The 12,643-nt window shown below is 68.9% G+C and carries 4 protein-coding genes; 2 read left to right on the top strand and 2 right to left on the bottom strand.

The annotated features are described in order from the left end of the window. The first annotated feature begins 255 nt into the window (after positions 1-255). Together KME79_RS47330 and KME79_RS43740 are read left to right on the top strand one after the other, a co-directional pair. Positions 256-4,341: a LamG-like jellyroll fold domain-containing protein gene (locus KME79_RS47330; protein WP_219552489.1), complete on the top strand. Its 4,086-nt coding sequence runs from the start codon at positions 256-258 to the stop codon at positions 4,339-4,341. Positions 4,342-4,523: 182 nt separating this feature from the next. Further along, a complete protein-coding gene (locus KME79_RS43740) occupies positions 4,524-10,805 on the top strand; it encodes an RHS repeat domain-containing protein (protein WP_219552487.1) in 6,282 nt (2,093 codons plus the stop codon). 388 nt (positions 10,806-11,193) lie between these two features. Here KME79_RS43740 and KME79_RS43735 read toward each other — a convergent pair whose 3' ends face one another. Together KME79_RS43735 and KME79_RS47635 are read right to left on the bottom strand one after the other, a co-directional pair. Next, complete coding sequence (locus tag KME79_RS43735; RefSeq protein ID WP_219552485.1) at positions 11,194-12,048, bottom strand: hypothetical protein; 855 nt, start codon at positions 12,046-12,048, stop codon at positions 11,194-11,196. A gap of 53 nt (positions 12,049-12,101) precedes the next feature. Next, positions 12,102-12,449, bottom strand: coding sequence for a transposase (locus tag KME79_RS47635; protein ID WP_148034686.1), 348 nt, complete (start codon positions 12,447-12,449; stop codon positions 12,102-12,104). Between the last annotated feature and the right edge of the window lie 194 nt (positions 12,450-12,643).

The raw sequence follows: 12,643 nt of genomic DNA, 5'->3' as shown, positions 1-12,643 counted from the left end.
CCCGAGGCTGGGGACCTCGCGCCCGAGCTCGACTGATGGAACACGAAGCACCACCGATGCCCGGGCGTACACCGTAGGTTGACTTCCCGGCGGTGACTACCGCGATGGTTGTAGTCAAGATTCAATCTAGCGCCGAATGGCCGAACGATCATGCCCCGTCTAGTTTCTGATCATCAGGACAGGTGTGGAGAGCGGGTCGCGATGCTGGTGATGCTCGGCGGCATAGGCCGATTAAGGCGCGTTATGGCCCAGGGCGTGGCGGTTCTCGCCGTGCTGGCGGGCCTGAGCGTGGGCGGGTCCGAGGCGGGTGCGGCCGCGGTCACGGAACCGCCCAAGGAGCCGCCCGCCGACACGGCGGTGACCGACGACGCCGCCGTCATGCTGGCGCGGAAGTCGGGGCGGCCGGTGGAGGTGCTGTCACAGCGGGGCGAGCACCGCACGGTCAGGGTCCTGCCCAATGGGCGGTTCGAGGTGACCGAGCACCTGCGGCCGGTGCGCACCCGCCACGACGGCCAGTGGGTCGGCATCGACACCACGCTGAGGCGGGACGGTTCCGGAATCGTCCCGGCCGCGACCGCTGTCGGGCTGCGGCTGTCCGGCGGCGGGCAGGAGCCGCTGGTGCGGATGTCCAGGGCGGGCCGCGAACTGTCGCTGTCGTGGCCTGGCACGTTACCCGAGCCGGTCCTGGACGAGGACAGCGCCGTCTACCAGGGTGTTCTGGGGCGCGACATCGATCTGCGCGTACGGGCGCTGTCGGACGGCTTCTCGCACACCCTCGTGGTCAAAACGGCGGCGGCGGCCAGGGATCCTCGGCTGAGCCGGCTGGCCTTCACCCTGGGTACCTCCCGGCTGTCGGTGGACCGAGACGCCGCTGGAATGCTGCGAGCCGAGGACGGCACCACCGGGGAAGCCGTGTTCGAGGCGCCCTCCCCGGTCATGTGGGACTCCTCACCGCCCGCCGCGGACGCGGCGCGCGGCATGACCACTCGCGCCCAAGACCTGAGCAAGGGGCCGGGAGAAGGATCCCGAACCGCCGACGTGCAGGTCGGCCTAGGAGAGCGCCAACTGGAGCTGACCCCGGACCAGGGGTTGCTGACCTCACCCGACACCACGTTCCCCGTCTACATCGACCCGGTGTGGCAGACCAGCGCCGCCTACTACTGGGGCATGGTGTCCTCGGGCTACCCCGACGAGAACTATCCCAAATTTAACGGCAACGCCACCGAGGGCATGGGCCGCTGCGAGGTCGCCAAGGACGGCCGGTGCGTGAAGAACCAGACCAAGCGGCTCTTCTACCGGATGAAGCTGCCCTCCATCAAAGGCAAGTACATCGAGTCGGCCGAGTTCGTCGCCTACGAAACCGCGGCCTACAACTGCGACAACCCCACCTCGGTGCAACTGTGGCGGACCAACTCTCTCACCTCCGCAGCGACCTGGAACAACACCAAGAACGCCTGGCTTGAGCATCTGACCTCGCGCGATGTGGCCTACTGCGCGCGGGCGCCGGTCGAGTTCGGCGGGTCCAAGCTCCGCACCCACGTGCAGAGCGCCGTGAACAAGGGGCATTCCACCATCACCTTCGGCCTGAAGGCCTACAGCGAGAGCTCGATGGCCTGGTGGAAGCGGTTCGCCGACGACGCCTACCTGCGCATCCAGTACAACCGGCCGCCGCACCAGCCCAACACCGGATCGATGTTCGCCAGCCCGGGCACCGATTGCGTGGATAAGGGAGGGGCCCAGTGGGTCAACGACCTGTCCACGGTTTACGCCTACCTGTGGGATCCGGACACCGAGGACGCCAATAAGGTACGAGGCCAGTTCACCCTGCACTGGGCCAACAACGCCGACGGCTCTGACTGGGGCGCCAAATGGACCTCAGCGCTGACACCGGCGCTGACCTCGGGCAGCAGGCACCAGATCAAGCTTCCCACCTCCATCCCACAGAAGAAGCTCATCGGCTGGGGCGTACGAGCATGGGACGGCGTCCAATGGGGCCCGTGGAGCTACGACGGCGCCCAGACCGGCTGTTACTTCTACTACGACCCCTCCGTACCGGCCGCGCCCTCGGTGTCGTCGGCCGAATACCCCGGTGACCAGAGCTGGCACGGCGGCGTCGGCGACGCCGGCACGTTCACCATCAGCGACCCGGCCAGGGCCGCGGCCCGCTACGAGCTGAAGCTGAACGGCGCCCCCCTCACCACCGTCACAACGAGCAACGGCGCCGCACGCCAGGTCGCCGTGGCGCCCAGCCGATCCGGCCCCAACCTGCTGACCGTTCAGGCGTTCACGCAAGCCCACCAGAACAGCGCACCGACCACCTACGAGTTCTGGGCCAGGGCAGGCGCGGAGGCCGCGGCCCGGTTCACGCTGGACGAGACCGCAGGCGCGACGAGCGTGACGGGCCGCAGCCCGGGCACGGCGGCGTACCTCCGCGGCGGCGCCACGCTGGGCGGCGCCGGCCAGGTGGGCACGTCACTCACTCTCGACGGCACCAGCGGCCACGCCGAGACGAACCTGCCCGTGCTGCGCACCGACGACAGCTTCACCGTCTCCGCGTGGGTCAGGCCGGCGAGGTACGCCATGGTCAACGCGCTGGCGCAGGACGGGGTGCACCAGAGCGGCTTCCAACTCGGCATCCTCCCCTCAGGGCAGCCGGAGATCAAAATGCCCAGCACCGACACCGCCGGCGACGGCGGGGGAGCCTGGTACAGCGCCAGGGGCGACACCCCGATATCGCTGAACGCGTGGACGCACCTTTGCGGCGTCTACGACCGGTCCTCCGGCCAGCTGCGCCTCTACGTCAACGGGCAGCTCGCCGGCACGGTGAGCGGCGTGACCGCCTGGCCGGCCAGGGGCGCCTTCCAGATCGGCCGCAGCAAGTACAACGACGCCCAGGTCAACCAGTGGCCCGGGGGCATCGACGAGGTCAAACTGTTCCAGCGGGCGCTGCCGGACCAGGAGGCCCAGCAGCTCGCGGCGGGCGGGACACCACCCGGTGCCGATCCGGTCGCGTACTGGCCCATGAACGAAGAGGCCGGGGACGGGCGCGTCTACAGCACCGCCACCACTGTCCAGGCCGCGCTGTCGGGCGGCGCGACGCTCGGGCAGGCCGGTCAGGACGGTACGGCGCTGCGGCTGGACGGGTCCACCGGCCACGCCGCCACGAACGGACCGGTCGTGGACACCACCAAGAACTTCGCGGTGTCGGCATGGGTGCGCATGGAGACCAGCCAGCTCGACAAGAACTACACAGTCGTCTCCCAGGACGGGCTGCGTAAGAGCGGCTTCTACCTGAAGTACGACGGCGGCATCAAGAAATGGGTGTTCGCCAAATCCAGGACCGACACCGACGCGAGCGGCTGGGACCAGGCGGTCTCCAAGGCCACTGCGACCGCCGGTTCCTGGACCCATCTGGTCGGCGTTCACGACGCGGTCACCCGCAAACTGCGCATCTACGTCAACGGTGAGCAGGGTACCGACAGCGGCCCGCTGGAGGCGGTGTGGCACGCGGGTGGCGGGCTGCAGATCGGCCGCAGCAGGTGGCTGGGCGCCTACGTGGACCAGTGGCCTGGCCTGATCGACGACGTGCGCCTCTACGACCGGTCCGTGGGCGCGGTCGAGGCCGAGGAACTCGTCACCCAGCACCCGGTGGTGAAGGGCCGCTGGAAGCTCAACGTCAATGGTGCGGGCGAGCCCGCCGGCGCCCAGCACCTCACCCTCGCGGCGGGCGCCGTCATCGACCCCGCCGCGGGCTTCCGCTACGTGTCCAGTGCGGGGCTGCTGCTCAACGGCACCACGGCCTACGCCGAGACGGCCACCCCTCCGGTGCATACCGACGGGAGTTTCACGGTGGCCGGCTGGGTGCGCAACATGGGCCGCCCGCAGGCGGCCAAGACCGTGTTCTCGCAGGCGGGAGCGAACGCCAACGCCTTCGCTCTGCGGTACGTGCCCGACCCGGCCGACCCTGAGGCCGGAGGCTGGCAGATCCAGATGCGCAACGCCGACTCCACCGCCACCTCCGAACTGCGTCAGGCCGACCATTCGGCCTTCACCGAGTGGGACTGGGACCACCTCGCGCTCGTCTACGACGCACTGCGCGACCGGATGAGCCTGTACGTCAACGGCCAGCTTGAGGAGAGCTCACTAGGCGTCTCCCAGGAGGACCAGGTGTTGGGGTTCACCGCAGCCAACGGTGGGCTGCAGGTCGGCCGCAACAGGTTCGGCGGTGAATTCTGGCCCGATGCCATCGACGACGTGTGGGCCTACCAGGGCGCGCTCACCCAGGAGCAGGTCCAGATACTGGCCACCGGCGGCGAACTGGACACCGCCTCCGGCCCCTGATCCCTCATCGGCCGCTCGCGCCCCGCCACGGGGCGCGAGCCTTGATCTCTTGTCGTGTCCTGCCCTGCGGAGGTCGTGATGAAGGTAAACCTCGAGCCCGCGCTCCCGCGCGCTGTCACCCGGGGGTGGGCCGGATGAGGACGAGCATTGTCCAACGGCTTGCCGGGCTGGTGGAGGGTGGCATGAGAGGCCGTGCGGTACGGACACCGCGGACGGGTCCTCTGTCCCGGGCGGTCGCCGCGGGGATGGTCGCTGTGCTGACGGCGGCGATGACGGTGGCGTTGTCCTCGGCCGCGCCTGCCGCGGCCGCCGGACCCGGCCGCCCCGAACTGGACAATCCCGAACGGACGGTCAAGGGCCGTCGTCTCGCGGCCACATCGCGCCGGCCCGGACCCGCCGGCAGGACGGCGCCGCCCACGCTGATCGACTGGCCGGCGGCCGGCACCGCGGAAGCCGATGTGCCCGGGCGAGGCGCTGCCCGGGCCGGCGCCCTCCCGATCTCTCTGCTGCCCCCCGCCGACGCGAAGGCCGGCGCGGAACGGGTACGTGTACGGCTGCTGGACCAACCGACCGGCCGCCACGCGGGAGCCGATGGGGTCGCCTTCACCGTGGCCTCCAGCGACGCGAGCACCAGCGGCAAGGTCGGTGTCCGTCTGGACTACGCCGCGTTCACCCAGGCCTTCGGCGGCTCGTACGGCTCCCGGCTACGCATGTGGCGGCTGCCGTCGTGCGCGTTGACCAGCCCCTGGCTGCCGCAGTGCGGCAAGGCCGCCCCTCTGCCGGCACGCAATGACGCGGCGGCACGCACGCTGACCACGGAGGTGGACGCCGAGCCCGGCGGCACGCTGCTGATGGCCGCCGCGGGCGAGTCTGGCTCGCAGGGCGACTACACTGCGACGTCGCTGTCGGCCTCGGCCACCTGGGAGATGGGCGACAACTCCGGTGAATTCACCTGGTCGTACCCGATGCGGGTGCCGCCCGTCCCGGGCGAGTTGGAGCCCGATCTGGCCGTCGCGTACTCCTCCGGCAGCGTGGACGGGCGGACGGGCAACACCAACGCCCAGCCGTCCTGGGTCGGCGAGGGCTTCGACCTGTGGCCCGGCTACATCGAGCGCCGCTACAAGTCGTGCGAGGACGACGGTGTCGCGAAGGACGAGTTCGGCAACTACCCGGGTGACCAGTGTTGGGGTTACGACAACGCGACGGTCACGTGGAACGGCAAGGGCGGAGAATTACTCAAGGCCACCGACGGCACCTGGCGGACCAAGTTCGACGACGGCACGGTGTTCGAGAAGCTCACCGGCGCGACCAACGGGGACGACAACGGGGAGCACTGGAAGGCCACCACGACCGACGGCACCCAGTATTTCTTCGGGCTCAACCGCATGCCCGGCTGGGCCTCCGGGAAGCCGGAGAGCGACTCGACGTGGACGGTACCGGTGTTCGGCGACGACTCCGGCGAACCGTGCCACAAGTCCAGCGGGTTCTCCTCCTCCTGGTGCCAGCAGGCCCACCGGTGGAACCTGGACTACGTCGTGGCCCCCGACGGCAACGCCATGACCTATGCGTACGTCAAGGAGACCAACCACTACGGCCGGAACCTCAAGGTCGGCGACGAGACCCCGTACACGCGCGGCGGCTACCTCAGGTCGATCTCCTACGGGCTGCGCGAGGGCAACCTGTTCGCCGCCGCTCCCGCTCGGGTGCTGTTCGGCACGTCCGAGCGCTGCCTGCCCGACGCGTCGTTCTCGTGCGACCCGGACAAGATCGGTGACAAGCCGCAGTACTGGTGGGACGTGCCTTGGGACCTCGCCTGCGCTGCCGGGCAGGAGTGCAAGGACGCCCACGGCGCGGTCACTCCCACCTTCTGGTCACGCAAACGCCTGACGAAGGTGACGACCCAGGTCGTCAAGGCCGACGGCACCGGCTACCGGGACGTGGACTCCTGGTCGTTCGGACACACCTGGGGCCTGGCCGATGTGGAGCGGGACCTGCTGCTGAGCCACATCCAGCATACGGGGCACGTCGGCGGCACCTCGGTCACTCTGCCGAAGGTCTCCTTCGACCACGTGCAGCTGCCCAACCGGCTCGACCGGACCGGCGACGACATCCTGCCCTACATCCGCTACCGGGTCGGCGCGATCTACGACGAGTCCGGCGGGCAGCTCGACATCGCCTACTCGGACGCTGACTGTTCGCTGTCGGACCTGCCCACCCCTGAGACCAACACCAGGAGATGCTTCCCCGTCATCTGGCAGCCGCCAGGGCATGAGGACGAGATCACCGACTGGTTCCACAAGTATGTGGTGACCTCCGTGACCAGAGCCGACCGCACCGGCCTCGCTCCCGACATGAGGACCAGGTACGAGTACCTCGGCGGCGCGGCCTGGCACTTCGACGACGACGACGGCCTGACCAAGGAGAAGCACAAGACCTGGTCGCAGTGGCGCGGCTACGGCCAGGTCCGCACCCTGACCGGCACGGCGGGCCAGCAGTCCGACACCTTCTACCTGCGCGGCATGCACGGCGACCGCAAGAACAGGAGCGGCGGCACCAAGTCGGTGACGGTGTCGGACGGCGAGGGAGGCACGTACACCGACCACGACGCGCTGTCGGGATTCGAGCTGAAGACCGTCCAGTACACGGGACAGGGCGGGACCGTGCACGCCAAGACTGTACGGACCCCGTGGTGGGTCAGGACCGCGACCCGCACCCGGTCGTGGGGCACCACCACGGCCGAGATGGTCGCCTCCGCCGCCGAGCGCACGTGGACGGCCAAGGACGCAGGCGGCTGGACCGAGACCAGGACGGAGACCGAGCACCAGGGCTCCGGGCCCGGCATCGGGCGGGTGACCCGGGTCAGCGATTTCGGCGACGTCACCACCTCCGCCGATGACCGGTGTACCCGTACCACTTATGCCGACAACGCCGGCGCGCACATGGTGTCCCTGCCCGCACGGGTGGAGACCGTCGCGGTCGCCTGCACGGCGAACGCCGACCGCGCCCACCAAGTCATCTCCGACATCAGGACGTACTACGACAACGCGGCTCTCGCAGCCCCTCCGAGCCGGGGCCTGCCCACCAAGGTGGAGGAGATCGCCTCCCACGACGGGACGACGGCCACGTACGTCACCGAGAAGCAGGTGACGTACGACGCCTACGGCCGTGCCGTCAAGGCGGTGAACGCGCTCGGGCAGGTCAGCACCACCGTCTATACCGACACGCGTGGCCTGACCACGAAGGTGACGACCACCAGCCCGCCTGCCGAGCCGGGCGACGCCGCCACGGCGCTGGTCACGGTCCAGGAGCTCGAACCGGCCTGGGGGCAGTCCACCGCGGAGATCGACGCCAACGGACTGCGTACCGACCTGGTCCACGACGGCCTGGGCAGGCTGCGCCAGGTATGGCTGCCGAACCGCGCCAAGGACAGCAACCCTCACCCCAACTACGAGTTCGACTACCGGGTCGCCGACGACAAGATCGTCGCGATCACGACCAGGACTCTCACCGCCACCGGCGGCCAGCGGACCGACAAGATCGAGCTGCTCGACGGCTGGCTCCGCCCCCGGCAGACCCAGATACCGGGCCCCACCGGTCGTCTGATCACCGACACCATCTACGACGACCGCGGCCTGGTCGTCCGGACCCACGAACCCTATCCCGCGTCGGGAGCCCCCGAGCCGGTGCTGTTCGGCGTTCTCACCCCCGGCAACATCGAATCCCAGACCCGGACCGAGTACGACGGACTGGGACGTAAAACCCTCGAACGGCTGATGGCCGGCAACGGCTCGCAGCCGGAACAGGAGAAATGGCGCACCACCTACAGGTACGGCGGCGGCAACCGCACCTCCGTCACACCGCCGCAGGGCGGCATCCCCACCATGGAGATCACCGACGCGCGCGGCCAGGTGATCGAGCGCCGGCAGTACAAGAGCGTCACGCAGTACGACGCCACCCGCTACACCTACACCCCGACCGGCGAGACGGCCACCGTGACCGACCCTTCAGGCAACACCTGGACCAACACCTACGACCTGCGCGGGCGCAAGATCAAGATGATCGATCCCGCCAAGGGCCCGACCTCCTACACCTACGACGAACTCGACAGGGAGACCTCGGTCACGGACGCCCGCGGCAAGAAGATCGTCACCAGTTACGACGGGCTCGGCCGCAAGACCGGCACGCGGGAAGGTTCGGCCACCGGCACCAGGCTCACCTCGTTCACCTACGACTCCGCTCCCTTCGGCAAGGGCAAGCTCACCACCGCCACCCGGCACCACGCGGGCGCCGACTACACCGCCACCATCCGCCACTACGACCAACTCGGCCGCGCCGACGTGAACGCCGTCACGATCCCCCCGGCTCAGGGCTCCCTGGCGGGCACGTACGTCTTCTCCACCTCCTACAACCTGGACGGCACCGTCCAAGGGCAAGGACTGCCCGCAGCCGGCGGCCTGGCGGCGGAGAACCTCGTCCTCACCTACGACGACTTCCTGCGGCCTGTCCGCCTGACCGGCAATCTCGGCGCCTACGTGGGCGCCACCGACTACACACCCACCGGCAAGCTCATGATGCTCGAGTTCGGCGCGACGACGGGGAAACGCGCCTGGCAGACCTTCACCTACGAGTGGGCGACCCGGCGGCTCGCGACCTCCCGCACGTCGAAGGAGAACGTCAGCGGCAGCGACCGGGACGCCACCTACCGCTATGACGACGCCGGGAACATCCGCTCCATCGCCGACGTCTCGCGGGACGGAACGGACACCCAGTGCTTCTCCTACGACGCGCTGCGCCGACTCACCGAGGCATGGACGCAGGCCACGACCTCCGCCTGCGACGACACTCCTGCGGCCACGACGGTCGGCGGCCCCGCCCCGTACTGGCAGACCTTCGCCTACGACACGGCGGGCAACCGGATCTCCGAAACGCGCCACGGCGTCGCGGGGCAGGCCGACACCGTCCGCGCCTACACCTACAGCCCAGCGGGCCAGGGCAACCGCCTGACCAGGATCGCCCAGATCGGCGGGGCCGGCAGCCGTACCGACACCTACGCCTACGACGCCACCGGCAACACCACCGCACGCGACGCCGGCAGCACGACCCGGACCTTCGCCTGGAACACCGAGGGCCAGCTTGCGGAAACCGCCGAGAACGGCACAGCGGCCGAGTTCGTCTACGACGCCGACGGCAACCGCCTGATCAGGAAGGACGCGACCGCCACCACCCTCTACCTGCCGGGCACCGAGATCCGCCTCAGCGCCGGGACGGCGACCGCCACCCGCTATTACAGCCACGCGGGCAGGACGGTCGCGCTCCGCACCCCGGCCGGCGTCACGTACGTGACGGAGGACCACCAGGGCACCGCCCAGGTCGCGATCGACGCCGGCACGCAGCAGAGCCGGGTCCGCCGGCTGACTCCCTTCGGCACCGAGCGGGGCGACGCGGTCGCCTGGCCTGGGGAGAAGGGCTTCGTCGGCGGCACCAAGGACCCTGGCGGTCTCGTACAGCTCGGCGTGCGCGAATACGACCCGGACATCGGCAGGTTCCTCTCCGTCGACCCGGTCCTGGATCTGGCCGACCAGCAGCAGATGAACGGCTACGCCTACGCCAACAGCAGCCCGGTCACCAACGCCGACCCTGACGGCAAACTGTGCCGGAGGGTCAACGGAGACATGGAGTGCTCCAACGGCGACGGAATCATCCGCGTTCCCACCAAGAACGGCTACAAGGTCATCGGGCCGGCCCCTCCGCCGTGCTATCTCGTCCCCCGGGCCTGCGGCTGGTCGCCGGGAAGCCGTCACAGGAGCGGCGCGGCCCCCCGCTCGAGCGCGAGACCCACCACGCCGCGGACCCTCCGGCCGCAGCAGCCCTACGAGAGCCCCAGCTTCTTGGGCGACCTCTTCAACATGTCGAACGTGAACAACCCCTTGGCCTTGGCCTCAGCCGGCAGCGCGGAGATCGGTGAACTGCTCAAGGCAGTCGGGCTGGGCGGCCTCCTGGTGGAGCGCAAGCTCCTGGACGGGCTCGGGCTGACCAGGGAACAGGTGGACGCCCTGAAAAGGACGTTCGCGAGGGTCCCCCAGGCGGAGCCCAAGAAGAATCTGGCATGGAAGGGAGCCAAGGGCGCACGTGGCATCGGCAGGTACGCGGACAAGGCCATGACCGTCGGGAAGTGGGCGGGCGGCACGAGCATCGCGCTCTCCGCGGCTGACGGCGGCCTCACCCAATACATGCAGGACAGGGATCGCAACGATCTGAGCGGGAAGCAGAAGACAGCCCGGATCGTGACGCGAGGCACGGTGGCGGGGGCAGGCGCCTACGTGGGTTCCAGGGTCGGCTTGCTGGGTACAGGGATGTGCGGCCCGATATGCGGCGGCGTGGGCTCAGTCGTCCTTGGAGCCGTCGGCGGATGGGGTGGCAGCGCGGCGGGAGGCTCGCTGGCACGCAAGCTGTTCGGCGGCTGACCAGGCCGACCGCGAGGCGGTCCGCAATGTTGCGGACCGCCTCTCGTGGTCGGCCTGGCGGCTACTCAACCCGGGACAACAGGTTTTGGTTCACCCATGGCTGCTACCCAACCGGTCACTTTACACTGTAGATCAGAAGTGTGTTGGAAGACGTTCGGCTGTCGGGGGCCGCGCCGCGTCGAATCCGAGCATGTCCGGACTTCCACCATGTGCCGCCACGCTCATGGCGCCGCCCTTGGGGGACCGTAGGGGGACCGGCAGTCTCGGACACTCCCGTTTCAAGTCGGTGTTACCGACACTGTCCGGCCCCGCCTACGTTGCACCTACCTGCAGTTATGTCAGGGAGCGGTAATCCCCGACATCACCCGACACGCTGATCCGCGGACTTCTAATCCGATGGTCGCAGACATCCGATCTGCGGTTCAGCGCTCCCTGGTGTGGAGCATAAGGCCGCCATAGTTCTGGGCCGGAAACTCAGTCCACGGAGCTCGGGATCGTCGATCGCCGTGACTACGCGCAGGGCACCAGCCTCGGCGACCTCGCGGACCGCAACACGCACCAGCGCCTCGCGTACCTCTGATGGGATGCCGGGCTGGACGTGCACCACGTCGAGACGGGCGATGGTGTGCCGCTTGTCCTGCCAGGATGCGACTGCATGACCGACGAAAGGTCTCCCGCGGGCGTTGTCGACGTAGGCCTGAAGCCAGCAGGCAAGCCTGGCCCCGACGATCAGCTGCCGGGGAACGGTGACATCCATCCCCGCCTCGGCCAGCCAGCGGCCCGGCTTGGCCGCATGCGGGAGAACCGACGCCGGCGGCGACCTCCGGATAGCGCAGGCGCTCTCCCAGTCGTCCTTCAACTGGCGCAGGAGGAGCACGACGTCGTCACCGCATAGGACCAGGCTGATGAAGAACCCCGCGGGCCAGGGGCCGGGAGCATCGCGGGTGTCCAACAGGACGTAGCCCTCCCGGACCGTCCGGCGGCTCCGACGGACCAGTCGGGTATCGAGTTCCTCCGCAAGGAGATATTCGACGTCTGTGGCCCATCCATCGATCGAGGACGCCAGCAGGCCAGTCCACGGGCTCTTCGACGCTGCCGGAAACTCGACCTTGATGGCGTAGACGTTCGGGTCTCGCCGCCAGCGGAAGATCACCAACATGGCGTCGGGCTCCGCCACGACATCGACGGCGGAGTACCCCTTCGTCACAGCGCCCGGACGTAGCAAGCGCGTCCTGACCGCCACCAGGACCTCCTGCCGAGACCACTCAATCGTCACATGTCCAGACGCCCACGCCCTTATCCGGAGACGTGGGTGATGGGCGCCGACCCCGCATACGCCTTCAAGTCGCGGGGCGTCGGCGAAGCGAAGCGGTCGCCGCCAAGCTCGGCGAAAACCCGGGCACCGGTCAGATCGACCAGGCCCGGGAAGCTGGTGAAGCAGCCAGCCTCTCTCTCCTGCGGCTGGCTCACACCACGATCTTGGTGAAGAGGAGCAACTGACGGGTGGCGGTCGAGAGGGACCAAGGTGCACGGCCTCAGCAGAGGACTCCAGGTGCAGTATCGACTCAGGCGTCCACTCGCTCCCCGCCGACCGCCATCCGCCAGGGCTTTGCCCCATTCGCACGGCCTGCTGTCAGGAGTCATGCTCCGGTTCGAATCGAGGCTTCTGGGGCGAGTGCCCGAGTCGGCGACCCTCGAAGATGTACGAAGTTGTATGCGGCCATCTAAAACTCCAGGTCGGCGGACAGGTGACTCCAGGTAGATGGCCAGAAGGGTCCCGGTAGACGGACATCGGAAATCCTGGTCGATGGCCACGTAATCTCTTGATCTTGCTCGTG

The sequence above is a fragment of the Nonomuraea harbinensis genome (assembly GCF_019396385.1).
GTDB lineage: Bacteria > Actinomycetota > Actinomycetes > Streptosporangiales > Streptosporangiaceae > Nonomuraea > Nonomuraea ferruginea.
Note: the sequence above shows the minus strand (reverse complement) of the source record. Positions and strands in the feature narration are given on the sequence as shown.